Source organism: Thiosocius teredinicola (assembly GCF_002009425.1).
In the GTDB taxonomy this organism is placed as follows: domain Bacteria; phylum Pseudomonadota; class Gammaproteobacteria; order Chromatiales; family Chromatiaceae; genus Thiosocius; species Thiosocius teredinicola.
On the sequence record NZ_CP019936.1, the window covers coordinates 2,253,729 to 2,280,134 of the forward strand.

Below are 26,406 nucleotides of genomic sequence, written 5' to 3' on the forward strand. Positions count from 1 at the left end.
TCACCCCCCGCCTTGCCGGGCAGGGCAGCTCTCCGCGGTGCAGTGATTGATCTCCACGGTCACATGGGCGAGGTTTGCAATACCGGCCAGGCGTCGCTTGTAGGTTTCGGTCGGTGCCGGCTGATGGGTGACCAGCGATACGATGCAGGCCAGGCTCTGTGGGCCGACGCGCCAGACATGCAGATCGGCAACCCGGGTATCGCTGTCGGCCTCGATCACCTGGCGGATCGCATCGCCCGTCGGACCGTGGTCTTCAGCGTCGAGCAGGATGCTGCCACTGTCTTTCGCCAGGCCGAGCGCCCAGCGGCTGATCACGACGGCACCGACGATGCCCATCAAGGGGTCCATCCACACCCAGCCGAATCGCGCACCGCTCCATAGCGCAAAGATCGCCAGTACCGAAGTCATGGCGTCGGCTATCACGTGCAGGTAGGCGGCACGTACATTGTGGTCGTGGTGATGCGCGTGATGTGCATCGTGCTCGTGGTGGCCATGATGGTGGTGGTGTTCGTGCGGCGCATCACGCAGCAGCCAGGCACTGAGCAGATTGACGACCAGCCCGATCAGCGCGACGGCCATTGCCTCTTCGAAATGCACGCTGCGTGGCTCGAACAACAGGCGTACCGACTCGACCGCCATCAGCAGTGCGACGACCCCCAGCACGATGGCGCTGGTGAAGCCGCCGAGTGTCGCGACCTTGCCGGTGCCGAAGGTGAAGGCCGGGTTGGCGGCATGCCGTCGAGACACGCGGTAGGCGTAGGCGGCGATCCCCAGCGCACCCACATGGGTGGCCATATGCCAGCCGTCGGCGAGCAGTGCCATCGAGCCGGTCAGGCTGCCGCCGACCAGTTCGACGAGCATGGTGACGCTGGTCAGCGCGATCACCCAATGGGTGCGCTGTTCGTAGTGTCGTTGATCACGACTGCGAAAGTCGTGTTCGTGTTGCCAATCGCTGATCTCGTGCATTGCTCGCTAGGCTTCCTGATGAGGTTAAAGCATGGCTGGCTGTATCAATCCACCCACTCGTACATTTCGAGTGATGCGCTGTCGCATTTGCAGCAGCCGCTGCTGCAGGCCGTGCCGGTCGGCAGCTTCTTCACACGACCTTTGCTGATCCATTTCTGCAGCATGCCGCGCAGTGCATCCTGGTCGGTGTCGAATCTGTAGGCCATGTCCTTGAGGGCGACACGCCGATGCATCTGCAGGTAATCGCGTAGCTCTGACAGGATCATGGCGTGTCTCCCCGTTGCGGATGGCGCTCAGGCACCCTGCGGCGCCTGGCCCTGCAGCCGGGTGAGGTGGGTCTTGCCCCACTGGCCGAGGAACAGCACGCAACCGAAGAACACCGCCAGCATCGCCCCGATCCAGCCGGCCGACACCAGCGGTTGCTGGGCAAAGATGGCGGCCTGGTAGTAGATGGTCGCCGCGATGTAGGCGATGCCGGTCGTCCAACCGGCGACGAACATGGTCCAGCCCATATTGGTCTCGCGATAGACCGCGGCCAGCGCGGCAGTGCACGGGAAGTACAGCAGGATCAGCAGCAGGTAGGCGAACGCGCCGGCTGCGCCGTCGAAGCGCGCGGCCATTGCACCGAAGGTGCCGGTGGACACGCCTTGTTCCGCGGCGGCCGAGTCGATACTGCTGAGGTCGCCGACGTCGGTGCCGAGCGGATCGCCCCACATACCCATGGCGTCGCCGAGATTGACCGGGATACTGGCAAACGCCTCGTTCAGCCCGGCGGCAAGATCGAACGGTGCTTCCTGCGTTGCTTCACCCGCGTCGGCGGCATCGCTGCGCGCCAACTCGCCGTACAGTGAATCGAGCGTGCCGACGACCGCCTCTTTGGCGAGCACACCGGTGAAGATGCCGACTGCGGCCGGCCAGTTGTCTTCATGCATGCCCATCGGTTCGAACACCGGGGTGATACTGCGACCGATCTCGCTGAGTACCGAACGGTCGCTGTCTTCGTTGCCGTAGGAGCCGTCGGTGCCGATGGCATTGAGCACGTTGAGTACCAGCACCATCGGTACGATGATCTTGCCGGCGCGGAAGATGAAGCTCTTGGTGCGGTCCCAGGTACGCAGCAACACGCCCTTGGCGGTCGGGATATGGTACGGCGGCAGTTCCATGACGAACGGCGCCGTATGCCCCTTGAGGATTGTGTTCTTCAGCACCAGGCCGGTGATCACGGCGACCGCGATGCCGATCAGGTACAGGCCGAACACCACGTTCTGTCCGCCGATCGGGAAGAACGCCGCGGCGAACAATGCATACACCGGCAGGCGCGCACCGCACGACATGAACGGCGTCATGACGATCGTCATGATCCGGTCGCGATGATGCTCCATGGTGCGCGTCGCCATGATGGCCGGCACGTTGCAACCGAAGCCGACGATCAACGGAACGAATGCCTTGCCCGGCAGGCCGATGGCGCGCATCGCGCGGTCCATCACGAACGCCGCACGCGCCATGTAGCCCGAGTCTTCCAGCGCAGAAAGAAACAGGTAGAGAAACGCGATGATCGGGATGAAGGTCGCCACCACCTGGATACCGCCGCCGATACCGTTGGCCAGCAGCAAGGTCAGCCAGGCCGGTGTACCGATACCTTCCAACCAATGGGCCATGCCGTCGACCAGCAGGGTGCCGGTGAAGATGTCGAAGAAATCAATGAACGATCCGCCGATGTTGATGGTGAACATGAACATCAGGTACATCACCAACAGAAAGATCGGGATGCCGAGGGCACGATTGAGCACCACGCGGTCGATCTTGTCGGACGCACTGCGCCTGACCTGGTGTTTGCGATTGACCGCGGTTGCCGTGACCTGGCTGACGAAACCGTAGCGTGCATCGGCGAGGTTGATGTCGATGTCGTCGCCGAGTGCCTCTTCGGTGGTGCGTTGCAGTGCTTCGATCTCGCTGCGCAGGGGAGCGTCGACCAGCTTGCGTGCCAGCGAATCGTTTTCGAGCAGGCGCACCGCCAGCCAGCGGGCATCGACGTTGCGCCGCGTGGCCGTCTCGCCGATCTTGTCGAGCAGTGCGCCGATGGCCTGTTCGATCGGCGCGGCATACGCGTAGCTTGCGCTCGGGATGTTGCCTTTCTCGGCGGTGTCGAGGATCGCCGACTTGAGCTCGGTCACACCGCGCCCGGTCGAGGCGGTCAACGGGATCACCTTGCAGCCCAGGCCCTTGGCCAAAGCCGGGACGTCGATCTCCAGACCGCTCTCGGCGGCGACGTCCATCATGTTGACGGCAACCACCATCGGTACCTGCATCTCGAGGATCTGCGAAGTCAGGTACAGGTTGCGTTCGAGATTGGCGGCATCGACGATATTGACGATCACATCGGCTTCGCGCGAGGCGACGAAGTCACGCGCGATCTTCTCATCGAGCGAGACGTGATCCTCGGTGACGTCGAGCGAATAGGTACCGGGCAGGTCGACCAGTTCGAATTCGATGTCGTGAAAGCGAAAACGGCCGATCTTGCGCTCGACGGTAACGCCGGGCCAATTGCCGACGCGTTGTTTCGAGCCGGTGAGCGCATTGAACAGGGTGGTTTTGCCGCAATTGGGGTTGCCGACGACCCCGACGATGATTTTCTTCTTCACGATGCATGCCTCTCGACAATCAGGCTGGCCGCTTCGTCTTTGCGCAGGCTCAGGCTGAAACCGCGAACCCGGATCTCCACCGGGTCCCCCATGGGCGCGTAGCGGGTCACGCTGAACGAGACGCCGGGCGTCAATCCCATCGACAGCAGCTTCTTGCGGTAGGCCTTGCTGCCTTCGCCGAATCCGACGACGCGACCCGAGTCACCCACTGAAAGGTCTTTCAAACTGTTCGTCATCATTGCTTCTCCTCGATGCGCTTGGGCATCAACACCTGACGACCATGATCTTGTGTGCCATGCCGGCGCCCAGCGCGATACGCGTCTCGCCGCGGATCACCACGAGGCTGCCGCCCTGGCGCTGCGATACCAGCAGTTCGCTGCCGACGTTCAGGCCGAGCGAGGTCAGGCGCATCTCCAGGCCTTTGCCGCCGCGCAGCAGAAAGATCGACACGCGGTCGCCTTCGCCGGCCATTGCCAGGGGGAATGGGGCCTTGTCTTGATTGCTTGCGTCAGACATGGGCAGTCCGACCGATCAGTACGCCGACCGACTGTGCGATGAGCACAAGCGGGTCGTGTATCGTGTTGGGTTGATGCAGTGGCAGAGCCAGCATGTCCGTTGTCCCGTTAATGCGTGGGAACGATTACGGCTTTGGCTGGCGGGTGGACAACAACGCGAACAGGCTGTTGCCGACTTGGCTGGCGTCGTAACTTGGTTCGAAAATTACCGTTTCATTGCAGTCTTCTGCAGAACCTCGGTCAAGTGTGTTCTGCCGAAATGTTGAGAGCGGTCAAGATGTCGGGCGGGGCAAACAGGCTTGCGTCATCCAACGAATGAAATCGCTCGCTTCAGTTCGGTCGCTGTCAGGCGACCCGGCTACAACGAAGACACGGTCAGTATATCCTCGTGAGAATGATTCGCAATTTGATTTGGATTAAGTTAGTCGCATTTTTCACCGCACGCTGATTGGTTCGGTGCGGCGAGGTGCCGCGGATGCTGCGGAGACGCTAGCATAGCGTTTCGATTCACGAGTTATCGACAACACAGGAGCAATACGTCAGCGTGACAAGCGATACATCACTGCCCGTGCGGCATTCAGGTCGAGCATTGATGGTGCTTTTCTGTTGGTTAGCGGTATGCGGGTCTGCGGCCGCCGATGAGATTACCGACCTGCTTACCGGCAAGGTGTCCGAATCTCAGCCGCCAATCGACCGCGTCATCTCCACTGGCGCGTCGGCACAACAAGACCGCAAGATCCGCCAGCGCCTGGGAGAGATCTTCGCCGAACTGGATACGTTGAAAGACGTCGGGATCAAAGTGAATGGCGGGGTCGTTACCTTGACCGGAGAAATTGGTTCGGCGGCGGTCGAGGAGCGCGCGATCGCGTTTGCACGCCAAGTCGAAGGCGTTGTCGAGGTGAAGAACCAGCTCACCGTCAGTCGTGATCTCGCTACCCGCTTGCGCAACACCTGGCAAAAGATCGTTGCATTCGGGGAATCGATCGCTGTCAGCGCGCCATTGCTATTGTTTGCAATCTTCATCGTCGTACTGTTCTCGTGGGCGGGCGGTTGGCTGTCGCGTCGACAGAGCCTTTACCGACGCATCAGTCCGAACCTTTTCATTGCACACCTGCTTGGCCAGTTCACCCAGATGCTCTTCTTCCTGCTGGGCCTGGTGGTCGCCCTGGTGCTGCTCGATGCGACGGCGCTGATCGGCACGATCCTCGGCGCGGCAGGGATCATCGGCCTGGCGGTTGGCTTTGCTGTTCGCGATACCGTCGAGAACTACATCGCCAGTATCCTGCTCAGCCTGCGCAATCCGTTCGAGGTCAACGATTTCGTCAACATCGACGGACACGAGGGCAACGTGGTACGGCTGACGTCACGTGCGACCATCCTGCTTTCGCCGGACGGCAACCACATTCGCATTCCGAATGCCGCAGTGTTCAAAGCGGTGATCACCAACTTCACCCGTCACCCGGAGCGGCGTTTCTCGTTCGATGTCGGCGTGGATACCGATCAGGATCTATTGGTAGCCCAGGCACTGGCGCTCAAGACGCTGTCGACCATCACCGGTGTCGAGGCCGATCCCAAGCCGATGGCCATCGTCGAGGCGCTCGGCGATTCGAACGTGTTGCTGCGCATCTTTGCCTGGGTCGATCAACGTAAGTTCAGTTTCGCGAAGGTGCGCAGCGAGGCCATACGCGCTGTCAAAACGGCGTTCGACGACGCCGGCATCGTGATGCCCGAGCCTATCTATAAGTTACGGTTCACCGACGGCTTACCAACCGCCGCCGGCAGTAGTGCCAACGCAACCCTGTCCGAAACTACGCACCAGGCACCGGAACCGGTCGCCCCGGATCGTCAGAATGTTGCCGAAGTGCAGGACGTATCCGCAGACCGCACGATCGAAGAAAAGGTCGAGGAGGAAGAGGCCATGCGCGGCGAAGAAAACCTGCTCGATGCGAGCAATCCCAAAGAAATGTAATCGTCGACCGCGTGCACAAAAGCAAACGCTAGCAATCGAGCGGCTGCGGGCGTCGGCCAAGAACCGCATGGTGTCCGACCGGATCTCACGTTTATCTCGACAGCTGTTGTAGCTAGTCCATGCGTTTCGGCTTTGCCGTTACGCATGGCGGATTCAAATCCACCCGAATCGGTGTAAATCAGCCAATCTTTGGCGGGCCCGTAGCCCGCTACCCGCATCGCACGCCGCTGTCTGCCTGACCGTGTCGTGCTTCGTGCTCTGCCATTCGCCGTGGCATGCGCCTTGCTCAACAGTCACTGAATGTTTTGGACACAGACTGAAGCGAGGTGAATGTCATGGCTAACACAGCAGGCAGCAACGGCTCCACTTATTCAGAACGCCTCACCCAGGCGGCTCACGAGACCATCGATCGCGTCGGCGAACAGGCCGCCGATATGGAACGCCGTCTCAAAGACAAGGCTGGTGAGGTGCGGCGCAAGTCGACCGATGGTCGCGACCGGGCACAGGAGATGGGGCAAGAAGCCGTTGAGACGGCGCGGTCGTACGCGCACGAACATCCCTTTGCGACGTTGGCTATCGCCTTTGGCGCCGGCGTGCTGCTGTCGAGCCTGATGCGTCGATGAGAGCCGGTTCAGTAGCAGACGCCGAGCAAGACCGACTCGGGCCAACCCCGTCGGTCGCGGAGTCGATTCGACAGTGGGGTAGCTCGGGCATCGATCTGGCTTCGGGGATTGTCGACCTGGCGGCCGTCGAAGCGCGACTCGCCGGTCTGAGCCTGGCCTCGATCGTCGGGTTGGCGCTGGCCCTCGCGTTGGTCGGTATGTCCGCATGGATTGCCTTTGCTTCCGCGGCATTTCTTTGGTTGTTCGATGCCCCTGCCTATCTGCCGGCCGCCGCACTTGGTGTCGGTGTCGTCAGTATCGCGGGCGGTGGTCTCTGCTGGATGCTGATTCGCGTCGCCAGTCGCAACCTGGAATTCCGCGCCACGCGCGACGTGTTGTTCGCCGAACCGACGCCTTGCGACGATCCCGCGCAGCGTTCCGCATCGCGCGGGCCGGACAGCGTGGAGCGGGGAGAGTAGGCGTATGGCTTCGATCCGCCAGCAGCGTCTGTTCTGTGCAAGCCGCGCACGCCGACTCAAGGCACTGCACGCGCTGCACCGCGAGGACGTCGCCGTCGCTGCGACTGAGGCGGCACGTAGCAAAAAAAACATCTTTGGCGCGTTTGCCGCGGGGTTCGTCGGCCAGCGCCTGCATACGCCCAGGGCTGCGAGGGTGTTTCGCCCATTGAACCGGCTGCGCCATCTGCTGGGGTGGAATGCCGTGGGCGTCGCTGCGTTCCTGCTGCGCCATTGGCGCACGCGTTGACGGCTTCGGCTGCGTCCGAGATGAACGAATTTTTGATGTCTTTCTGTTTTGAGTTGTTCAGGAGTAAACGAAATGGCTTTTACAGCTAGCGACCCGATCAAGATCATTGTTGCCATTCTGCTGCCACCGCTCGGCGTGTTCTTCGAAGTCGGATTAAAAGGGCACTTTTGGTTGAACCTGCTGTTGACCCTGCTGGGTTACGTGCCGGGCATCATTCACGCGATATACGTGATTTTCAAGAAATGACCGATCGGCCGGTCGCTATCTGCACGCGCTGAATGCACGCGCTGCGCATCGGGATAGCGGTCGGCTCGACGAAATCGACAAGGTAAAAAAAATGGCAACCGAGGCCAGCGAAGTATTCGATGACCAGGAGCTTGGTCAAGACGACGAGACCGTGGTGCGGCGTGTGGGCGAGTCGCGCTCGCTGCGCTACCTGGTATCCGGCATGTTTATGCTGGCTCTGATGGCTGCACTGTACTTCGGGCGCCCCGTCTTTCTGCCATTGGCGACGGCGTTTCTGCTCAGCTTCATTCTGCGTCCGGTGGTACGCAAACTGTGTGAGGTGGGTGTGCCTGCACCGTTGACCGCCCTGTTGCTGGTTTGCGCATTTGCCGGATCGCTGACCTTCGTCGGCGTCAACCTGAAAGACCCGGCGATGCAATGGCTGGAGGAGGCTCCCGAATCGCTGCAGCAACTGCATACACGGATCCTGTTGCTGAAAGAGCCTATCGCCGAGGTCCAGGAGGCCACCGAAAAGCTGAGCAACCTGGGTAGCGACGTTACCGCCAGAACAACCGAGATCGTGGTCAGCAACGGCGGCATAGAGGACCAGATCATCGCCGAGGCGACCAATGCGGCGATCGCGGCTTTCACCACGATGGTTTTTCTGTTCTTCATTCTTGGCTGGGGCGATCGCCTGTTTCGCAATGTCATCAACGCACTGCCCAATTTCCACGAACAGCGCAAAGCGGTCATCGTGTCGCGCGAGGTCGAAAATTCGATTGCGCTCTACCTGTTCACGATCACACTGATCAACATGGGCCTGGGTATTGTCGTGGCGTTCGCGATGTATCTCATGGATATGCCCAACCCCATTCTGTGGGGCGTGATGGCCGGGGTACTGAACTACATCCCGTACCTGGGTACGGTAATCACCGCAACGGTACTGGGATTCGTCGCCCTGCTGACCTTTCCCACGGTCGGTGAGGCGATGTTGATTCCGCTGGTGTTCTTCCTGATCACGACGATTGAGGGATACGTGGTCACACCATTCGCGCTCGGCAACCAGCTGACATTGAACCCGCTGTTGATCTTTTTATCGTTGGTGCTCTGGTATTGGATGTGGGGTGTGATCGGCGCGTTGTTGACGGTGCCGATCCTGGTGGTCACCAAGGTTATCCTTGAGCGCATGGAGTCGGGCAGCCACTTGGCACGGATCCTGGACTGACGATCATTCGATGCTGCGGTCACGGCGGCTTGTCCCCTGGACAAGGCCGCTTTTTTTATCGATGCACCTCGCTTTGCGCCGTTCGGCGGTGCCGGATGACGGCTCAAATCGATCCTGCCAGTGGTGGATATCCGCCTATCGCCTTCCACGTGCGTCACATATCGCGCTGCAGTGCGGCTTGCGCCGCTCAGATGGTCGCTGGCGCGCTGCTTGCAAAGTGAGTATTGCCGGCAAACAGACCGGCGCAACGGAGAACGAAAATGTTTGGTTGGGCTATTACCTTTTTGATCGTCGCGCTGATCGCCGGCGTGCTCGGCTTTAGCGGCGTTGCAGGCACCGCTACGCAGATCGCCTGGATCCTGTTTGTCGTCGGCCTGGTGGTCGCCATTGTGTTCTTCCTGAGCGGTCGTCGTACGAGGATCTGATGTCGGGCTATCAGCCACGAATCTGTCGGTTGGGCTGAACGTTTCTCGGCAACACTACTGAATGCTCACACTATGCAACAGAAACCTATGGACTACCTGCTCATCAATCCGTCGGCCGGTTCATCGCAAGATGCCGATTTCTGGACGCAACAGCTCGAGGCGCACGGCGTCAGACCAAAGGTCTGTGACAGCGGCGACTACGAAGCGCTGCCCGATCTCAAGGAACACGACCGCCTGTTGGTCGCCGGTGGCGATGGTACGGTAAGCCGTTATGCCGCCTGGTGTGCTGACAGAGGATGCATACTCGGCATTCTGCCGGGAGGTACCGGCAACGATTTCGCACGTGGACTGGAGATTCCGTTAGAGGCGGAGGCCGCCTGTGCAACCATCGCCAACGGCATCGTGCGCGAGGTCGACATAGCCTGGGTCGACGATCGACGTTTTCTCAATGTGGCGCACATCGGGTTGGGGTCGGAGATCAGCATGCAGGCACAGCAACAGACGAAGCAATGGTGGGGCCGATTCAGCTATGCCAAGACATTGCTGGCCAAGATCGAACGCCGCCGCGGGTTCAAAGCGATTATCGAGTGCGACGGTCAACGTCGCCGCGGACGTTGGTTGGAGATCGCCGTCGCCAATGGCCGATCGTTCGGTGGTGGGCACGAGGTGTTTGAAGCGGCGGTCGATGACGGCGAGTTGAATGTGATTGCCATCCGCCCACGGTCGCTATGGCATTTGTTCAAGGTGTGGACGATCGCCCAGTTGCGCGGTGCGACCCCCGATGATCGGGCTATCGTCAAGATGCGGGGCGCCAACATAACGGTCACCGGTGGATCAGCGAAAACCGTCTCGGCCGACGGTGAGCATGTCGGCTCGGTTCCTGTCAGATTCAACGTGGAACATCGCGCACTGCGGGTCATCACACCGGTGATGCATAACGCCATGGAAGATGCCGCGTGAAGGGGGAGTGATGTTTCACATTCGAGACAAGGAGCAGACGGCCCTGGCTGAACTGCACGAGAATGCGGCCGGCACGCTGGTCCGTTATCGCGAACTGATCGATACGGATATCGATGAGCGACTACGTGACACTTTGCAGCAGATCGTCGGCCAGCGTAAAGCACTGGTTGAGCGTCTGGCACAGTGCGTACGCCAACGCGATGATCACCCCAAGGCAGCCGATCCCGAAACCCAGGAGTTGCACGTGGTTGTCGACCGCCTCATGCAGATGGTCAACGGCACCGAGGGATCAGCTGCGCGTTTACTCGAGAACGAGCGCGCGTGGCGTGAAAGGCTTCAGTCGAATCGCGACCTCAATTGGCACGTAGACGAGCAGACTTTGATCGATGCGTTACTGCTGCACACCGATGAGGCGATCGACAGGCTCGACGTCTTTACCGGGCAAGCCTAGTGGGCCAAGCGTTACAGCACGTTCCGCTTGGCCCACTCGGTTGCAACCAGCAGTTCAGTACTTGACCGAGCAGCCGTAGGGCCGGGTGACCGCATCGGCGATCGGTTGTCCGGCGGCCAACTCATCCAGCGCAACTTTCACATATTGCTTGGCGTTGGCAATGTCGTCGGGATTGGAGGTCGGGATGCTGTCGATGCCTCCTTTGTAAACCAGTGTCCCATCGCCATTGACAATGTACATATGCGGTGTCGTCTTGGCGCCGTAGACACGCCCGATGTCGCCACTGGTATCCAGAATTACCGACGATGGCGAGGCGTTGCGCGATTCGGTCAATGCGTCCGCCTGGGCCGGCCGCACGTGGCCCTGTTTGCCTTGGGCCGACGAGATGATCGAAAGCCAAACGACACCTGCGTCGGTTGCCGCCTTCTGCTGTGCCTGCATGTTGCCGCTACCGTAGTGTTTGCGCACATAGGGACAGTCGTGGTTGGTCCATTCGAGCACCACGGTCTTGCCGCGGTAGTCCGACAAGCGGTGTTGTTTACCTTGCGTGTCGGTTCCTGCGAACTCCGGGGCCGGTTCGCCGACCGTTGCGGTTGCGTATGCTGAGGCATTCAGGCCGGCAATCAGGCCGGCGACGGCAATGGATTTCCACATAGCGTTCAATCTCCCTTCACAGTTGTTCAAGCGCCTCCAGCACCAGGTTTTCGGTCAGGAGCTGGGGGAGTACGATCGGGTTTGTGCCATCGGCCGGATGCAGGACGTACAAGGGTACGCCGCTTCGCCCGTAGCGTTGCAGTTCGGCGCCGATGGCGGCGTCGCGTTTTGTCCAGTCACCTTTCAGGTAGACGACGTCGGCTTTGCGTAAGGCCGACTCGATCCGTGGGCTGCTCAGGGCGACCTGTTCGTTCACCTTGCAGGTGATGCACCATGCCGCGGTGAAGTTGACGAACACGGCTTTGCCTTCGCGTTGAAGCTCGGCAACGCGAACGCTGCTCCAGGCGTCAGCGGTAAGATTTGATGGGTCTGGCGGAGCCTCCCGCGCTGCCAGGCCGCCGATGATGATCGCGCCGACCAGCGTAGCCATCGCCAACGCCCGTTGCCCGTGGCGTTCGCGTGCAAGTCCGATCCACCATAGGGCGAATGCGAGCAACAGCGCGCCACTCAATGCCATGGCGAACGCACTCGCATCGACCTGCTGGCTCAACACCCAGAGCAACCAAAGTGCTGCACCGAACATCGGAAACGCCAACAATCTGCGCAGCGTCTCCATCCAGGGTCCGGGTTTCGGCACTCGTTTCAACAGGCTCGGCCAGGTGCTGAGCAGTAGCATCGGCAGCGCAAAACCGGCGCCTAATGCGAGAAACACGGCCATTGCCTCGCCGACCGGACGGGTCATCGCGAAACCCAAGGCGGTGCCCATGAAAGGTGCCGTGCACGGTGTGGCGACGACGACCGCGAGCACCCCGGTCGCTACCGAACCGGCGATACCCTGACGGTCGGCAAGCTGCTGGCCGGCGCCCATCACACGGTTGCCGATGCTGAACACACCCGAAAGGTTGAGCGCCAAGGCCAACATCAGGTACATCAAGCCAAGCACGACCGCCGGCTCCTGCAGTTGAAACCCCCAGCCCAGGGCCGTGCCGCCGGCTCGCAGCAGTAACAGCAAACCGGCGAGCGCGGCGAAGGTGACGAGCACACCGACGACAAACGCTGCACCGTGCCGGCGGGCGTCGCCGTTGGCATGCCCGATGAGGCCCAGCACCTTGATCGACAGAACCGGTAACACGCACGGCATCAGGTTGAGGATCAGGCCGCCGAGCACGGCAAACCCGATTGCCAGCCACAGGCTCACCGAAGCGCTGTCGGTTGTGGTACCGACAGGTGTCGGCGCCAAGGCAGTCGCGTTCAAGGTGAAGCCGCGGACTTCGTCTGCCGTATCGCCTTCGACGACGAGCAGACCTGCGAGGGACTGCTCGGGTTGCAGCGGGCCGTCACCCGGTGGCAACGTCAACACTAGGTCGCCGTCGTCGCGCGTCCAGGTCTGCTTTGCCGACGACGAGACAGGTCCCCATTCGTTGGAGGCAAACCACAGGTCGTTCACCGCTTCGATGCTCGCCGCGGCATCGCGCAATCGCAGACGCATCATGCCGTCAGGCAGCAGGGAATAGTCCGCAGCACCACTGAAAGGAGTCGGCCAGCGGGCTTGAGCCTGTGCTACCCATTGCGCGGGTTGCTGAGCGGCAGCACTTGCGGTCGATCGCAAGGTTGCAGTGAAGCGACCCTCTTCGGGGATGCACTCCTCTTTGCACACCAGCCAGGTGGCATCGGCTGTTATCTGAACGTCGCTATCGCTTGGCAGGTCGCCGGGGGCCGTAATCGGCACGAGAAACACCACCTCGTGCTCGTAGCCGTAGTTGGTCAACGGACCGACATCGATGCGGGTCGGAACCGGCCAGTGGACATCGCCGGCCTGCCAGCCCGCGGGCAGCTGCCAGCGGATACGCGGCGGCTCGCCCGAATCGCCGGGGTTGCGCCAGTAGACGTGCCAGTGGGGAATCAGGTCGAATCGCAGGCCGGCCCACAGCGTTTCGCCCGGCGCGATCGACTCGGATGCCGTCAGTAGCTGCACCCGGGCGTGCGGCGTCTCCATGGCCGTACCGTCTGCGTGCGCCAAGCTGGTGCCAAGCAGCCACAACAGCAGGATCCGGAGCAATCGTCTGGTCAAATGCATCGTCTCATCATTCGCCACGCGGCTGGGCACGCCACACCATGGAGTGATTGACCCGTTCGGCTCCTGCTTGTTCCGCACTGGGGGCAGCTTGTGCGAAAAGCTCGTCCCCTCAATACGCCGCGTGCACTGGCCGCAACGGGTGGTCGGCGGCGCTTTCCCAGGCCAAATGACGGTGCGCCTGTTGTTGGAATCAAACCAGGTGGGCGGCGATTCCGTTCCAGCTCGAACGCCAGACATCGCTCGCCGTGTCGGTGAGCGGCGTCGGTATCACGCCGTCCAGCCTGAGTGAGATCAAGCGCAGGGCAGGGCCGAACAGCACGGCAGAGGCAACCCACGGATCCATTGTCTCGATTTCGCCGCGCTGCATCGCATGGGCAACGATGTCGCGCATCTTGGAAAACGGCTTGGAAGAGCACAAGGAAGGTTCCTGCGGCAGAAACTCGCGATGACGCGCGTTCAGAACGAATCCAATCATCTCCGGTTCGGTTTCGGTCAACTCGAACAACACGGTCACCAGTGCCAGGCCCTGATCGTATGATTTGTCATGCGACGCGGCAGCGGTATCGACCACCGATTCCATGCGCTCGAGCAGATCGTCGTACAACGCTTTGGCGATGGCTTCCTTGCCGGCGAAGTAGTTGTAGATCGATCCCATCGCGACATCGGCCTTGTGTCGAATATCGTGGATCGATGTGTTGAAATAACCGCGGTTGGTGAAAAGGTGCAAGGCAGCGTCCAGGATTTGCCGACGCATGATGTTCGCACGTGTTCGTTTTTGTTTTGCAGGCGCCATGTCATTGGGAGAATTTGTGCATTGGAACGCATTCTGGCGGATGTTTCACGCCGTCGCCAGCATCAGCCGTGTCGGTCTGGGGTTGCTGCGCTGGGCAGTAATCCGCGCCACGGGCCTTGAAAGGTGGGCCGTATGAGCCGCGGTCGCGACGCCGGGCGTCAGTCTGATCACCGGCACCGATGGTGCGATCGCACCCAACCGCCGATGATCATGGGAGTTCTGAACGTCACCCCGGACAGCTTTTCCGACGGCGGTAGATACACCGATACCGCGTCAGCCGTGGAACGCGCCGTCGACATGGTCGGGCAGGGCGCGGACATCATCGACATCGGCGGGGAATCGACCCGGCCCGGCGCGGCCCGTCAACCGGCGGCGGTGCAGATTGCGCGGGTAGTGCCGGTCGTTCGCGAGCTGCGTTCGAGGATCCCGCGGCGCGTGATGATCAGCATCGATACCAGTCTCGCCGAGGTGGCTGCTGCGGCGTTGGAGGTCGGCGCCGATATGATCAATGACATTTCGGCAGGACGCGATTCGTCGGATATGTTGGCACTGGCCGCTGCACGCGGTGCGCCCATCGTGCTGATGCATATGCAGGGCGAGCCGGCGACGATGCAACAGGATCCGAGCTATACCGATGTCGTTGGCGAGGTTACACAGTTTCTGCAACAACGGTTCGCCGCGGCAGTAGCGGCCGGCATCGATCAAGACCACGTATTGCTCGACCCGGGTATCGGGTTCGGCAAACGGCGAGAAGACAACCTCGCGCTGTTGGCGGGCCTCGAACAGCTGGCCGCCATGGGTCGGCCCTTGTTGTTGGGTACCAGCCGCAAGCGGTTCATGGGCAGTCTGTGCGCCGAGACCGATCCGACCCGGTTGGTCGGTGCCACCTGCGCGACCACGGCCTTGGGCGTGGCAGCCGGGGTTCGGGTTTTTCGGGTGCACGATATCGCGGCAAACCGCCAGGCAGCCGATGTCGCCTGGGCGGTCTGCGGACAAACGCCGATCTAGACCGGTCGCTACCTCATGCGTGGACCGGCGATGCCTGGATCGCGCAGAACTTGAACTCCGGTATCTTGCCGTCCGGGTCCAACGCTTCGTTGGTCAGCAGGTTGGCGGCCGCTTCGTGGTAACAGAAGGGCAGAAACACCTGGCCGGGGTTAAGACCGTCGTCGACCCGGGCCAACGCAGTGACTTCGCCGCGGCGCGAACGTAGGCGGATCGCGTCACCCGGTTGGATGCCCAGGGCGGATAACTGCTGTGGGTGCAAGGTGGCGACCGGCACAGGTTCAATCTCGTCCAACACACTGGCCCGCCGGGTCATCGCACCGGTGTGCCAGTGTTCCAACTGGCGCCCGGTAATCAGAATCAAGGGGTACTCGGTATCCGGCAGTTCATCGGCATTCTTGAACTCGGCCGGCACCAGCAGAGCCTTGCCGCCGTCACGCGGAAACACATCGGTGAAGATCACTTCGTCGCCCGGGTCGTTCTCGTGTTCGCAGGGGTAGGTGACGGCGCTTTCGCGTTCGAGTCGTTCCCAGGTGATGCCTGCAATGCTCGGCATTGCGCGGCGCATCTCGTCGAATACGTCGCGCGGATGTGAGTAGTGCCAGTCGAGGCCGAGGCGTTCCGCCATATCGATGATGATCGCCAGGTCCTGACGCGCGTCGCCCGGCGGATTCAACGCCTGGCGGCCGAGTTGCACGCGACGGTCGGTGTTGGTGAAGGTCCCGGTCTTTTCGGGGAAGGCCGAGGCCGGGAGCACGACATCGGCGTAGTACGCCGTCTCGGTCATGAAGATGTCTTGCACCACGAGATGCTGCAGCGACGCGAGCGCGGCACGGGCATGGTTCAGGTTGGGATCGGACATCGCCGGGTTCTCACCCATGATGTACATGCCGCGAATCGCACCGTCGTGAATCGCATGCATGATCTCGACGACGGTCAACCCCGGTTTCGGGTCGAGGCTGGTTCCCCACAGGGCCTCGAAGCTCTCGCGTACCGCGGTGTTGTCGACCCGCTGGTAATCGGGGAACACCATCGGTATCAGGCCGACGTCGGATGCACCCTGCACGTTGTTTTGTCCGCGCAAGGGATGCAGGCCGGTGCCGGGCCTGCCGATCTGGCCGGTGATCAGTGACAGGTTGATCAGGCAGCGGGCATTGTCGGTGCCGTGTACGTGCTGCGACACACCCATGCCCCAGAAGATCATCGAGCCTTTGGATGTGGCGAACAGGCGCGCCACTTCACGCAGCGTTTCGGCCGGTACGCCGCAGATCGATTCGACCGCTTCGGGCGAGTAGGCAGCGAGGCTCGATTTGAGCTTCTCGTAGCCCTCGGTGCGTTGTGCGATGAATTCGGGATCGACCAGCCCCTGCTCGATTACCGCATGCATGATGCCGTTGAGCATCGCGACATCGGTATCCGGCTTGAACTGCAGTACGTGTTCGGCGAACCGTGCGATTGCGGTGCGACGCGGGTCCATGACGATCAGTTTCTTGCCGGCACGCGCGGCGTTCTTGAAGAACGTGGCGGCGACCGGATGGTTCTCGGTCGGGTTCGAGCCGATGACCACGATCACCTCGGCCTGCGAGACATCGGCAACCGGGTTCGACACGGCCCCGGATCCGATCATCTGCAACAGTGCGGCGACCGACGAGGCATGGCATAGGCGCGTGCAGTGGTCGACGTTGTTGGTGCCGAAACCGGTACGCACCAGTTTCTGAAATAAATAGGCCTCTTCGTTCGAACCCTTGGCCGAGCCGAAACCGGCAAGGCTCGAGGGGCCTTGTTCGTCACGCAGTTTGCGCAGGCCTTGCGCGGCGACTTGCAGTGCTTCATCCCACGACACCTCGCGAAAATCGCGCAACGGGTTGTCGCGATCGAGATCCAGTTCGGCGCGTTTGGGTGCGTCTTCGCGCCGGATCAGCGGCTTGGTGAGTCGGTGACGATGGCTGACATAGTCGAATCCGTAGCGTCCCTTCACACACAGCCGGCTGTGGTTGGCCGGGCCGTCGCGACCTTCGACGTGCAGGATGCGATTGTCGGCGACGTGGTAGGTCAGTTGACAGCCGACGCCGCAGTACGGGCAGACCGAGTCGACGCGTTGCTGGCTCTCTTGCAGTGCGACCGATCCACTCGGCGTCAGTGCACCGGTGGGACAGGCCTGCACACACTCACCGCAGGCCACGCAGCTCGAAGCGCCCATCGGGTCTTCCATATCGAACACGATGCGCGCATGCGCGCCGCGTCCGGCATAGCCGATGACATCGTTTGCCTGTTCTTCGCGGCATGCGCGTAAACAGCGCGTGCATTGAATACACAGGTCGAGGTTGACGGCGATCGCCGGATGGCTGTTGTCGGCCTGCGGTTGCTCGCGCGTCGGGAAACGCCGCGCAGCGACGTGCAGCTGCTCACTCCAGTAGTCCAGTTCGCTATCCTGGCGACGCGCCTGGGTGGCATCGAGATCGCTCTGCAACAGTTCGAGCACCAGGCGTTGCGAATGCCGGGCGCGCTCGTTGACGCTGTCGACCTTCATCCCCTGTGACGGATACCGGCAGCACGACGGCGCCAACACCCGTTCACCGTCGATCTCGACGACGCATGCCCGGCAGTTGCCGTCCGGACGCATGCCCGGCTTGTAACACAGGTGCGGTATCTCGATGCCGGCGCGCAAGGCGGCCTGCAGAATCGTTTCATCCGCATTCGCCAGGAGGTCGACCCCGTTCAACTCGAAGGCTATCTGATCGTCGGCGGGAAGGGCGGAGCGGGACATCACGCAAACTCCTCGGGAAAATATTTGAGCGCACAGCGCAATGGATTCGGTGCGGCTTGACCGAGGCCGCAGATCGATGCGTCTTCCATGACCCGGCACAGATCTTCGAGCGTGGGCACATCCCAATCCGGTCGGGACATCAACGCCGCGGCTTTTTCCGTGCCGACCCGGCAAGGTGTGCATTGGCCGCAGGATTCATGCGCGAAGAAGTGCATGGCGTTGAGTGCCGCCTGGCGCACGCTGTCCTTGTCGGACAGGATGATCACCGCGGCCGAACCGATGAAACAGCCGTGCTGTTGCAGGGTGTCGAAGTCCAACGGCAGATCGTCCAGCGACGCCGGCAGAATGCCGCCCGAAGCACCGCCCGGAAAATAGGCCTTCAGCGAGTGACCTTCGAGCATGCCGCCGCAATACTCGTCGATGAGTTCGCGCACGCTGATGCCGGCGGGTGCCAGGTGCACGCCGGGTCTGTTGACTCGTCCGCTGACCGAGAAACTGCGCAGGCCTTTGCGCCCACGCCGACCGTGAGAACAGAACCAGTCGGCGCCCTTGTCGAGGATCTCGGGTACCCAGTAGAGGGTTTCCATATTGTGTTCGAGTGTCGGACGACCGAACAGACCGAGTTCCGCGATGTACGGCGGTCGCAAACGCGGCATGCCGCGTTTGCCTTCGATCGACTCGATCATGGCCGATTCCTCACCGCAGATGTAGGCGCCGGCGCCACGTCGCAATTCGATCTCCGGCAATGCGACCGGTGGCGATGCCAGCAAAGCATCCAGTTCGCGTTCGAGCAGGGCACGCACACCGGCATACTCGTCGCGCAGGTAGACGTAGATCTTTTCGATACCGACGACGTGTGCGGCGATCAACATGCCTTCGAAGAAACGATGTGGATCGCGTTCGAGGTAGTAGCGGTCTTTGAATGTTCCGGGTTCGCCTTCATCGATGTTGACCGCCATCAGGCGTGGTCCGGGATAGCCACTGACGATCCGCCACTTACGGCCGGCGGGAAAACCGGCGCCGCCGAGACCGCGCAGACCGGCATGCTCGAGCGTGGCAATGATGGCCTCTTTCGATTCGGGGCTGTCGTCTTCGACGATCCGCTGCAAACGGGTGTATCCGCCGTTCAGGCGATAGGTTTTGTAGTCGGCTGCCGTGGCCGGTGGCTCATCGTTGGTGCGGCCATCGCTGACCATTCCCTGTAGCTTGGACACATCGGCTTCGCCCGCCGGGCAGGTGCCGACGACCGCCACCGGAGCCTGTTCGCAGCGCCCGACGCATGGGACTGCTTGTACACGCACACCATCGCCCATCGTCCGCGCAAGTGCATCGATCAATTCGCGCGCGCCGGCCAGTTCGCAGCTTACCGACTCGCAGACACGGATCGTCAAAGGCGGTGGGGCCTGCTCTGGGTCTTTGACGACATCGAAATGGTGATAGAAGCTGGCCACCTCGTACACCTCGGCGGTCGCCAGTCGCATGACCTTGGCCAGTGCAACCAGCAGACCTGCAGGCAGGTGTCCGACGTCGTCCTGAATGCGGTGCAGGTATTCGATCAGCCGATCGCGGCGTGGCGTTTCGTCACCGAGATAGACGAGTACCTGTTCGATATCCTCGGCATGCGCCTGACGGCCCTTGGGCCGAGCGGCACGCTTTTTCTTTAGCGAGCTCAATGGGTGTTCCAGCGGTGGTTGGCGGACGGATGACTTGACATGTTATTGGGCCGGTTCGGCTTCGGTGTTGTGATGCGAGCGCGGTGCCGGGTCGGCGAGGGCGATGGCCACCGCATCGGCCAGCGCCTCGGTGGGCATGCCGTAGGGAACGATACGCACCAGTTGCCCTTGCCTATCGACCACGAAGGTGTTGGCATTGTGGTCCAGCGTGTAGCGTTCGGATTCGCCTTTGCCGACGAAGCGGTAGCTGACCTGGTAGCGTTTCGCGACCGCATCCAGCTCGGCGGCGCTGCCTGTAAGGCCGTGGATGCGCTCGTGGAAGAACCCCGTGTATTCGCGCAGCTTTGCCGGCGAGTCACGTTCAGGGTCGAGCGAGACGAAGAAAGCGTCTACCTGCCGGACGCGATCGCCGAGCAGTGTGAGGGCGGCGCTGATGGTCGCCAGCCCGGTCGGGCAGACGTCAGGGCAGAAGGTGTAGCCGAACGACAGGACCACGGCGTGACCGCGCGAGTCGCTCAGGTGATACGCAGCGCCGTCGTCGCGGGTCAGCGTGAAGTCTCCGCCGATTCCCCAGGCGGAGCTGTACACGGTCGCCATCAACACCATAGAAAAAAATCGAAATGGGATGGCCAACGACAACTCCTGAAGTACCTCTGTGGCTGTCGGATGCAGCTTTGGTGCCACCCTTGGCGACGCGCAGTAGCGTAAATCCTGATAGCGACACTGTGACGTGTGCTGAGCAACCCGATTGCGGGCTGTAACCGGGGCGGCACAGTGCCAACTTTTTGCGTGCCCTTATCCGTCCTGTTCCGTTTAGGGAATTTCTCACTTCTAAAGATTGGCACTTTCGTTGCACTCAAATGGCTAGTCTGCGCACAAAAAAATACATGCAGACGCGTTGCCCCATTTGGCGGATCGCACGGCCATGCAGGTCGGGTAACAGCTAGCAACGTTTATCGATTTGGGAGGAACAAAAATGCGTCTCGCATTGAGAGATCTATTGGGCCGCAGCACGCTGGCCCTGGCGATTGCCACATCCGCGGCATTCACATCGTTGGCGCCGCAGGCAGTCGCCGATGAAACCTGCATGTCACCCTACATGGCGAAGATCGTCGGCCAGGAAGACTTCGTCTACGTCTGGACCCTGGGTGTCGACGGCTTGGGCGACGGACAGGACAAACTGGTCACGGTCGACGTCAATCCGAAGTCGCCGAATTATGGAAAGGTCGTTCACACCTTGTCGGTCGGTGGGCGCAACGAGGCTCACCATTCCGGCTTCACCGACGACCGCCGCTATCTATGGGCCGGCGGCCTGGATACCAACAAGATCTTCATCTTCGATGTTCACAGCGATCCGGGCCAACCGAAGCTGCACAAGGTCGTCACCGACTTCGTCTCGGCCAGCGGCGGCGTGGTCGGACCGCATACCACCTACGCCTTGCCCGGCCGGATGATGATCACCGGTCTGTCGAACAACAAAGACCATGGTGGCCGCACGGCATTGGTCGAGTACACCAACGGCGGCGAATTCGTGGCGACCCACTGGATGCCGACCGACGCCAATCTCGGCGGCGCCAGCAAGAGCGGTCAGTTTGCCGACGGCTACGGCTACGACGTGAGGGCACTGCCGCGACGCAACCTGATGGTCACCTCATCGTTCACCGGCTGGTCGAACTACATGATGGACTTCGGCAAGATGTTGCAGGACAAGGAGGCCATGAAACGCTTCGGCAACACCGTGGTTGTCTGGGATCTGCATACGCGTAAGGCGAAAAAGGTACTGGATGTGCCCGGAGCACCGCTCGAGCTACGCTGTGCCTGGGGCGCCAACAACAACTACTGCTTCACGACCACGGCACTGACCTCGAAGATCTGGTTGATCTACGAAGATGACGCCGGTGAGTGGCAGGCCAAGGCCGTGGCCGATATCGGCGATCCATCGAAAGTGCCGCTGCCGGTCGATATCTCGATCAGCTCGGACGACAAACACCTGTGGGTGGATACCTTCATGGACGGCAAGGCGCGCCTGTTCGATATCTCGGACCCGTTCGCGCCGAAGCAGGTCTATGAAAAGGTGATCGGCAAACAGGTCAACATGGCGTCGTCGAGCTGGGATGGCCAGCGCGTGTACTTCACCTCCTCGTTGCTCGCCAACTGGGACAAGAAGGGTGACGACAATGAGCAGTTCTTCAAGGCCTACGAGTGGAACGGCAACGAGCTGGTTGAGAAGTTCAGCGTAGACTTTACCGCTGAGAAACTCGGTCGCGCCCACCAGATGCGTTTCGGCGCGTATTCACTGTATGCCAAGCACAAGGACGACACGCCGTCCGGTCGTGCATTGGCGGCCAAGGAGTAAGGCGTAGGGCCCGGCTGCGCGGCACTGCGGCGCAGCCGGCCCTGTTCGCTGACATTCGATATGCGATCGATATCTTCGACGTGCGCTGTTGCGCTCGCGTGGCTGTTGTTGACGGGCGTGGCACACGCAGCCGGCGAGACCGACGAGCACAAAGACACGCAAAAACAGGTCTTGGCGCCGTTCTATACGAGCTCCCAGTTCGATGCACCACCGGCCGGCAGCTATGCCTTACCGGATCTGGGCCCCGCGGCCGACGGCGAGGTGCTTGACGCACGCGGCCGACCGCAACGCCTGCATGCGCTGTTTGGTGACGACAAAGTCGTGCTGCTCAGCTTCATCTACAGCACCTGCAGCGATATCAACGGCTGCCCGTTGGCAACCGCGGTGCTGTACCGGGTTATTCAGAAGCTCAGGGACGACCCGCAGCTCGGCGAGCGGCTGCGTATCGTCAGCCTGAGCTTCGATCCCACGTACGATACGCCCGACGTGATGGGCCTGTACGGTTCCGGTTTTCAGGCCGAAGGTGATTGGCGTTTTCTGACCACGAAGTCGCAGCAACAACTGCAACCGATACTCGAGCGCTATGGTCAGTCTGTGATCCGTGATATCGACGACAAAGGCGAACCGATGCCGTCTTTTTCGCATATCCTGCGCGTGTTCCTGATCGACCCCGAGAAACGCATCCGCAACATCTACAGCGTATCGTTTCTCAATCCGGACCTGTTGATCAACGACGCCAAGACGGTGCTCAATCTGCCGGACAGCTCCCGTGCCGACGGGCGCATGGCGCACAATTCGGTAGCGACCCTATCCAAACCCGGCGATGACAAGCGTGGCTATGAAACGGCCGATTACGAGACGGCGAGCCACGATCTGGTCCAACGCCGTGGTCAACAGGCCGACCTGTTCGAACTCGCATCCAATCCGCCTCTGGGTCTGCCGGCGGTTCCGCAGCCGGCGGACAACCCGCTGACGCGCGAACGGATCCAACTGGGTCGGCGGCTGTTCTTCGATCGACGGTTGTCGTTGAACGATACGTTTTCGTGCGCCATGTGCCACGTACCCGAACAGGGTTTCACCAGCAACGAACTGGCGACCGCGGTCGGGTTTGAAGGACGTAGCGTGCGGCGCAACACACCGACGCTGTACAACAGCGCCTACCTGACGAAGCTGTTCCACGACGGCCGCGAGACGACGCTTGAACAGCAGGTCTGGTCGCCGCTGCTGGCACACAATGAGATGGCCAATCCATCGATCGGCGCGGTCATCGAAAAGATCCGCCGCACGCCGGACTATGCGGGCCTGTTCGAAGCCGCGTTCGACGGCAAAGGGCCGAGCATGGAAACGGTCGGCATGGCGCTGGCGGCGTATGAGCGCACGCTGGTCTCGGCCAACTCCGCTTTTGATCGTTGGCATTTCGGCGGCGACCTGGGCGCATTGAACCCCGCCGCCAAACGCGGGTTTGCCTTGTTCACCGGCAAGGCCGGGTGTGCATCGTGTCATTCGGTGCAATCCGAGCACGCCTTGTTCACCGACAATGCCCTGCACAACACCGGCGTCGGCTATCGTGAATCCATGGGCATTCGCAGCGAGAAGCAGCGCGTGCTAGTCGCGCCCGGCGTCGAGATCGAGGTCGACCGCGACATCATCGATCAGGTTTCCGAGCCGGCACCGGCCGATGTCGGTCTCTACGAAGTGACCCAGAACCCGCACGATCGATGGAAGTACCGTACGCCGAGCCTGCGCAACGTCGCGTTGACGGCGCCTTATATGCACAATGGCTCGATGAGCTCGCTGCGTGAGGTGATCGCGTTCTACAACGACGGCGGGGTGGAAAATGAGCTGCTGGACCCGCGTATCCGGCCGCTGGGGTTGGCCGATGAAGAGATCGACGATTTGCTTGCGTTTCTGCACAGCCTGACGGGCGACAGTGTTGATACAATCGTGTCCGATGCCTTCGCCGCACCGGTCGGCGATATCACCAAGAACGATCCACACTGGGCGCACAAGAAGCTTGCCGATGATTAAGAGATTGCTGCAATTGGGTCTGCTGTCGCTGTTCAGCGGTATCGTCTGTGCCCAGGGTTTGTTGGACCGCCTCGAACAACCGCGACCGGCACCGGCCTTTGAACTGCCGGGGATCGATGGCAAAACCTACCGTCTGGCCGATTTCCGTGGGCGCTACCTGTTGGTCAATTTCTGGGCGGTTTGGTGTCCGCCGTGCCGCCAGGAGATGCCGTCGATGCAGGGCGCCTACCAGGAACTGAAGAGCCCGCGCTTCGACATGCTGGCGATCCATGTGGGTCCCAGTCGCGAGGATGCAGACAAGTTCGCCAAAGGGCAGTTGCTGCATTTTCCGATTGTCGTCGACGAACATATGGACCTTGGCGGTTGGCAGGTCGAAGGGCTGCCGACCACGTTTCTGGTCGACCCGAAAGGCATGATCATCGCCAGTGCTATCGGTGAACGCGAATGGGACAGTGAAGAGATGTTGGCGCAGCTGCAAGCGCTGATGGCCGCCGAGCCGGCAGTCGCCGACGGTCGTTGACCGCCGGCAGGGACGCTCAGGCAGCGCGACTGACCACCAGGATCTCGCCGCGACCATTCTCGGCCAGGTCGCCGAGCAATCGCTGCGTGACTTGGCTGCCGTTGCCAAGGGGCAAGCCGCCGTCGCTCAATCGCTGCAGTTCGGTGAGCAGCATCGTGACAAAGGGCAGATCGCAGTGGCCGTTGCCGGCAATCGTCGATGACAGCCCGGCCGGTACCTCGTGCACCACCACGCTGCCGCGTTGCATACCGTGGCAGGCGAGGGGGCCGACGTGGCCACCGACGTACGCGGTGCCGGCGATCATGCGGTGGGCAAGCAACTCGCCGACGCTGCCCTCGATGATCAAGTAGCCGCGCCGCTGACGCTCGCCTGCACGCTTGCCGGCATTGCCCCGGACATAAATCAATCCCCCCTGCTGGCCGCGCCTTTCACCGCCCATCGGCGCGCCGACAAAGTCACCGGCGTTGCCCGTAATGGATAAGGCGCCGCCGGCCAAAGCGCTGCCGGCGTAATCGCCGGCATTGCCCCGGATGTCGAGCCGACCACCACCCATGGCCCGCCCTGCATAGTCACCCGCATCTCCCTGCACGATCAGCGTGCCGGCGTTCATGCCGGCGCCGAGGAAGTCGAGTCGGTCGTCAAGCGGCACGATCTCGAGGACATCGTCGCTTGTGGATTCGGTCGACACCGAAAACACGTCGCCGAGCGCCAGGCGACGTTTACCGCTGCAGAGCTCGATGCGCTGCAGTTCGGTTTCGTCCAGGCCGGCGAGACGTTCGGGAGTGACTCCGCGCATATCGATACGCTGTGCGGAAGGTTGTTGTTGTCTGAGTGTCACCTTCACGACATCACCTCGTGCAGGTGGAAATGAAACTTGCCGAGCTTGCCGCCATAGTTGCCGGCCGAGATCGCGACGATGCCGTCGTCCCGGCCACGTTTGCACACCGCCTCGATACCGACGCGCATCGCTTGGCTGATGTCCTGTTCGTCGATCCCGTTGATCACGATCTCGAGCACCGCGTGGGTGTCAGCGTCGAGTTTGGACTCGACCAGACCTCGCAGCGTCGGGCAATAGGCATCGTTGGTCGATGCCATCAGCGCCTTGTACTTCGAACCCACCTTCGATCCGGAACGAACGATGCCGCCCGGAAACGGCAACACGATGTTCGGCAGTCGGCGCATGGCGTCGACCGCATCTTCACAGGCCGTCAGTGCCTGTGACTGTGATTGGGCAAGCACCAGGAAATTGCCGCCGCCCACCGCCGGGCAGCGCGCGGTATGTTCTTCGACGACGAACTCGCCATCCATCACGGGCACGCGCCAGTAGCGGTTGCCGTTGATGAGCTTGCTGATCTGGTAGCCGTCGCCGAAGTAGCGAAGTTGTTTTCCCATCGGGACTTTCTCGTCACCCTGCATACCGGCGAACAAGGCGGTGGTGGGACAGGTGAGCACACATTGGCCCGCGCGGCGTTCCAGTTGTTTCGCCAGGTCTTTGGATGACATGGCGAACAGCAGTACGCTCACGCCGGGCCGGCCGTCCGGTGTTTCGCTTTCCGGCCACTCCGCTTCTATGCCGGCCTCGACGCCACAGCCGATGACTGAGGTGGCGAATCCGGTCATGGTTTGAGCGGCCGTTCGCGCCCAGCGCAGACTGCTTGCCGTGATCATTACGCGCGTCGCCTTCATGCCGAAGGCTTCGGCGAATGTATCTTCGATCGTGACTCCGTTGAGCTCCATGTATGATCCCTGGAAATTGCAGGCACAGGCTTACGCAAGAGCTGTGCCGCG

The 26,406-nt window shown here is 61.5% G+C and carries 26 protein-coding genes; 13 read left to right on the forward strand and 13 right to left on the reverse strand.

The features are described 5' to 3' along the window. Genes dmeF through B1781_RS10915 form a run of 5 tightly spaced genes read right to left on the reverse strand, consistent with a single transcriptional unit; the run spans position 1 to position 4,124 of the window. On the reverse strand, positions 1-966 hold the full coding sequence (gene dmeF, locus B1781_RS10895; protein ID WP_078119696.1) for a CDF family Co(II)/Ni(II) efflux transporter DmeF: 966 nt from the start codon (positions 964-966) through the stop codon (positions 1-3). A 44-nt stretch (positions 967-1,010) separates the two neighbouring features. Beyond that, a complete protein-coding gene (locus tag B1781_RS10900) occupies positions 1,011-1,232 on the reverse strand; it encodes a FeoC-like transcriptional regulator (protein ID WP_078119697.1) in 222 nt (73 codons plus the stop codon). A 27-nt stretch (positions 1,233-1,259) separates the two neighbouring features. Further along, positions 1,260-3,608 (reverse strand): Fe(2+) transporter permease subunit FeoB, encoded by a 2,349-nt coding sequence (feoB, locus tag B1781_RS10905; protein WP_078119698.1) that lies wholly within the window; start codon positions 3,606-3,608, stop codon positions 1,260-1,262. Continuing rightward, on the reverse strand, positions 3,605-3,844 hold the full coding sequence (locus B1781_RS10910) for a FeoA family protein (RefSeq protein ID WP_078122012.1): 240 nt from the start codon (positions 3,842-3,844) through the stop codon (positions 3,605-3,607). The genes feoB and B1781_RS10910 overlap by 4 nt, the downstream gene beginning before the upstream one ends. Before the next feature lie 28 nt (positions 3,845-3,872). Then, entirely contained in the window at positions 3,873-4,124 is a 252-nt protein-coding gene (locus B1781_RS10915) for a FeoA family protein (RefSeq protein ID WP_078119699.1), read from the reverse strand. Positions 4,125-4,715: 591 nt separating this feature from the next. Between B1781_RS10915 and B1781_RS10920 the strand changes: the two genes are divergently transcribed. The 9 genes from B1781_RS10920 to B1781_RS10960 all read left to right on the forward strand — a co-directional run bounded on the left by B1781_RS10920 (position 4,716) and on the right by B1781_RS10960 (position 10,745). After that, on the forward strand, positions 4,716-6,092 hold the full coding sequence (locus B1781_RS10920) for a mechanosensitive ion channel domain-containing protein (RefSeq protein WP_078119700.1): 1,377 nt from the start codon (positions 4,716-4,718) through the stop codon (positions 6,090-6,092). Positions 6,093-6,427: 335 nt separating this feature from the next. Continuing rightward, on the forward strand, positions 6,428-6,715 hold the full coding sequence (locus B1781_RS10925; protein WP_078119701.1) for a DUF883 family protein: 288 nt from the start codon (positions 6,428-6,430) through the stop codon (positions 6,713-6,715). After that, positions 6,712-7,173: a hypothetical protein gene (locus B1781_RS10930; RefSeq protein ID WP_078119702.1), complete on the forward strand. Its 462-nt coding sequence runs from the start codon at positions 6,712-6,714 to the stop codon at positions 7,171-7,173. The genes B1781_RS10925 and B1781_RS10930 overlap by 4 nt, the downstream gene beginning before the upstream one ends. 4 nt (positions 7,174-7,177) lie before the next feature. Then, positions 7,178-7,459, forward strand: a complete 282-nt coding sequence (locus B1781_RS10935) for a hypothetical protein (protein ID WP_078119703.1) — start codon at positions 7,178-7,180, stop codon at positions 7,457-7,459. 72 nt (positions 7,460-7,531) lie between these two features. Next, entirely contained in the window at positions 7,532-7,705 is a 174-nt protein-coding gene (locus tag B1781_RS10940) for a YqaE/Pmp3 family membrane protein (RefSeq protein WP_078119704.1), read from the forward strand. Positions 7,706-7,796: 91 nt separating this feature from the next. Then, a complete protein-coding gene (locus tag B1781_RS10945) occupies positions 7,797-8,909 on the forward strand; it encodes an AI-2E family transporter (protein WP_078119705.1) in 1,113 nt (370 codons plus the stop codon). A 260-nt stretch (positions 8,910-9,169) separates the two neighbouring features. Continuing rightward, positions 9,170-9,334 (forward strand): DUF1328 domain-containing protein, encoded by a 165-nt coding sequence (locus tag B1781_RS10950; protein ID WP_078119706.1) that lies wholly within the window; start codon positions 9,170-9,172, stop codon positions 9,332-9,334. A 72-nt stretch (positions 9,335-9,406) separates the two neighbouring features. After that, positions 9,407-10,294 carry a YegS/Rv2252/BmrU family lipid kinase gene (locus B1781_RS10955; protein ID WP_078119707.1) on the forward strand — a complete coding sequence of 296 codons (888 nt, stop codon included), beginning with the start codon at positions 9,407-9,409 and terminating at the stop codon, positions 10,292-10,294. Between the two features lie 10 nt (positions 10,295-10,304). Continuing rightward, on the forward strand, positions 10,305-10,745 hold the full coding sequence (locus B1781_RS10960) for a hypothetical protein (RefSeq protein WP_125932025.1): 441 nt from the start codon (positions 10,305-10,307) through the stop codon (positions 10,743-10,745). Positions 10,746-10,799: 54 nt separating this feature from the next. On the opposite strand, the gene B1781_RS10965 is transcribed toward B1781_RS10960, so the two are convergent. From B1781_RS10965 to B1781_RS10975, 3 genes are all read right to left on the reverse strand, one after another. Continuing rightward, positions 10,800-11,399, reverse strand: coding sequence for a redoxin domain-containing protein (locus B1781_RS10965; RefSeq protein WP_078119709.1), 600 nt, complete (start codon positions 11,397-11,399; stop codon positions 10,800-10,802). Positions 11,400-11,415: 16 nt separating this feature from the next. After that, entirely contained in the window at positions 11,416-13,476 is a 2,061-nt protein-coding gene (locus B1781_RS10970; protein ID WP_164513340.1) for a protein-disulfide reductase DsbD family protein, read from the reverse strand. Between the two features lie 190 nt (positions 13,477-13,666). Then, positions 13,667-14,230, reverse strand: coding sequence for a TetR/AcrR family transcriptional regulator (locus B1781_RS10975; RefSeq protein WP_334223963.1), 564 nt, complete (start codon positions 14,228-14,230; stop codon positions 13,667-13,669). A 249-nt stretch (positions 14,231-14,479) separates the two neighbouring features. On the opposite strand from B1781_RS10975, the gene folP reads away from it, so the two are divergent. Next, complete coding sequence (gene folP / locus B1781_RS10980; RefSeq protein WP_334223964.1) at positions 14,480-15,277, forward strand: dihydropteroate synthase; 798 nt, start codon at positions 14,480-14,482, stop codon at positions 15,275-15,277. Positions 15,278-15,290: 13 nt separating this feature from the next. Here folP and fdhF read toward each other — a convergent pair whose 3' ends face one another. The 3 genes from fdhF to B1781_RS10995 are packed head-to-tail and all read right to left on the reverse strand — an operon-like array spanning position 15,291 to position 20,347. Beyond that, positions 15,291-18,041, reverse strand: a complete 2,751-nt coding sequence (fdhF, locus tag B1781_RS10985) for a formate dehydrogenase subunit alpha (RefSeq protein ID WP_078119713.1) — start codon at positions 18,039-18,041, stop codon at positions 15,291-15,293. Next, on the reverse strand, positions 18,041-19,714 hold the full coding sequence (locus B1781_RS10990) for an NADH-ubiquinone oxidoreductase-F iron-sulfur binding region domain-containing protein (protein WP_334223965.1): 1,674 nt from the start codon (positions 19,712-19,714) through the stop codon (positions 18,041-18,043). Before B1781_RS10990 ends, fdhF begins: the two co-directional genes overlap by 1 nt. A 42-nt stretch (positions 19,715-19,756) precedes the next feature. Continuing rightward, positions 19,757-20,347 (reverse strand): SCO family protein, encoded by a 591-nt coding sequence (locus B1781_RS10995; RefSeq protein WP_125932026.1) that lies wholly within the window; start codon positions 20,345-20,347, stop codon positions 19,757-19,759. Between the two features lie 343 nt (positions 20,348-20,690). Here B1781_RS10995 and mtoX point away from each other — a divergent pair, with 343 nt between their 5' ends. From mtoX to B1781_RS11010, 3 genes are all read left to right on the forward strand, one after another. Then, on the forward strand, positions 20,691-22,070 hold the full coding sequence (mtoX, locus tag B1781_RS11000) for a methanethiol oxidase (RefSeq protein ID WP_078119716.1): 1,380 nt from the start codon (positions 20,691-20,693) through the stop codon (positions 22,068-22,070). Between the two features lie 117 nt (positions 22,071-22,187). Beyond that, the gene (locus B1781_RS11005; protein WP_334223966.1) at positions 22,188-24,098 is read left to right on the forward strand and encodes a cytochrome c peroxidase; all 1,911 of its coding nucleotides are present in this window, start codon (positions 22,188-22,190) and stop codon (positions 24,096-24,098) included. Continuing rightward, positions 24,091-24,618: a TlpA family protein disulfide reductase gene (locus tag B1781_RS11010; RefSeq protein ID WP_164513341.1), complete on the forward strand. Its 528-nt coding sequence runs from the start codon at positions 24,091-24,093 to the stop codon at positions 24,616-24,618. Before B1781_RS11005 ends, B1781_RS11010 begins: the two co-directional genes overlap by 8 nt. Before the next feature lie 16 nt (positions 24,619-24,634). On the opposite strand, the gene B1781_RS11015 is transcribed toward B1781_RS11010, so the two are convergent. Beyond that, the gene (locus B1781_RS11015) at positions 24,635-25,462 is read right to left on the reverse strand and encodes a formylmethanofuran dehydrogenase subunit C (RefSeq protein WP_125932027.1); all 828 of its coding nucleotides are present in this window, start codon (positions 25,460-25,462) and stop codon (positions 24,635-24,637) included. Next, positions 25,459-26,355 (reverse strand): formylmethanofuran--tetrahydromethanopterin N-formyltransferase, encoded by an 897-nt coding sequence (fhcD, locus tag B1781_RS11020; RefSeq protein WP_078119720.1) that lies wholly within the window; start codon positions 26,353-26,355, stop codon positions 25,459-25,461. The genes B1781_RS11015 and fhcD overlap by 4 nt, the downstream gene beginning before the upstream one ends. Positions 26,356-26,406: the final 51 nt, after the last annotated feature.

Coding starts and splice junctions, on each gene's coding strand:
- B1781_RS10970 (WP_164513340.1), bottom strand. CDS start 13,476: ATGCATTTGACCAGACGATTGCTCCGGATCCTGCTGTTGTGGCTGCTT.
- B1781_RS10955 (WP_078119707.1), top strand. CDS start 9,407: ATGCAACAGAAACCTATGGACTACCTGCTCATCAATCCGTCGGCCGGT.
- B1781_RS10945 (WP_078119705.1), top strand. CDS start 7,797: ATGGCAACCGAGGCCAGCGAAGTATTCGATGACCAGGAGCTTGGTCAA.
- fhcD (WP_078119720.1), bottom strand. CDS start 26,355: ATGGAGCTCAACGGAGTCACGATCGAAGATACATTCGCCGAAGCCTTC.
- dmeF (WP_078119696.1), bottom strand. CDS start 966: ATGCACGAGATCAGCGATTGGCAACACGAACACGACTTTCGCAGTCGT.
- B1781_RS10940 (WP_078119704.1), top strand. CDS start 7,532: ATGGCTTTTACAGCTAGCGACCCGATCAAGATCATTGTTGCCATTCTG.
- B1781_RS10900 (WP_078119697.1), bottom strand. CDS start 1,232: ATGATCCTGTCAGAGCTACGCGATTACCTGCAGATGCATCGGCGTGTC.
- B1781_RS11010 (WP_164513341.1), top strand. CDS start 24,091: ATGATTAAGAGATTGCTGCAATTGGGTCTGCTGTCGCTGTTCAGCGGT.
- fdhF (WP_078119713.1), bottom strand. CDS start 18,041: ATGTCCCGCTCCGCCCTTCCCGCCGACGATCAGATAGCCTTCGAGTTG.
- B1781_RS10975 (WP_334223963.1), bottom strand. CDS start 14,230: ATGCGTCGGCAAATCCTGGACGCTGCCTTGCACCTTTTCACCAACCGC.
- B1781_RS10925 (WP_078119701.1), top strand. CDS start 6,428: ATGGCTAACACAGCAGGCAGCAACGGCTCCACTTATTCAGAACGCCTC.
- B1781_RS10920 (WP_078119700.1), top strand. CDS start 4,716: ATGGTGCTTTTCTGTTGGTTAGCGGTATGCGGGTCTGCGGCCGCCGAT.
- B1781_RS10935 (WP_078119703.1), top strand. CDS start 7,178: ATGGCTTCGATCCGCCAGCAGCGTCTGTTCTGTGCAAGCCGCGCACGC.
- B1781_RS10950 (WP_078119706.1), top strand. CDS start 9,170: ATGTTTGGTTGGGCTATTACCTTTTTGATCGTCGCGCTGATCGCCGGC.
- B1781_RS10965 (WP_078119709.1), bottom strand. CDS start 11,399: ATGTGGAAATCCATTGCCGTCGCCGGCCTGATTGCCGGCCTGAATGCC.
- B1781_RS10910 (WP_078122012.1), bottom strand. CDS start 3,844: ATGACGAACAGTTTGAAAGACCTTTCAGTGGGTGACTCGGGTCGCGTC.
- folP (WP_334223964.1), top strand. CDS start 14,480: ATGGGAGTTCTGAACGTCACCCCGGACAGCTTTTCCGACGGCGGTAGA.
- B1781_RS10915 (WP_078119699.1), bottom strand. CDS start 4,124: ATGTCTGACGCAAGCAATCAAGACAAGGCCCCATTCCCCCTGGCAATG.
- mtoX (WP_078119716.1), top strand. CDS start 20,691: ATGCGTCTCGCATTGAGAGATCTATTGGGCCGCAGCACGCTGGCCCTG.
- B1781_RS10930 (WP_078119702.1), top strand. CDS start 6,712: ATGAGAGCCGGTTCAGTAGCAGACGCCGAGCAAGACCGACTCGGGCCA.
- B1781_RS10960 (WP_125932025.1), top strand. CDS start 10,305: ATGTTTCACATTCGAGACAAGGAGCAGACGGCCCTGGCTGAACTGCAC.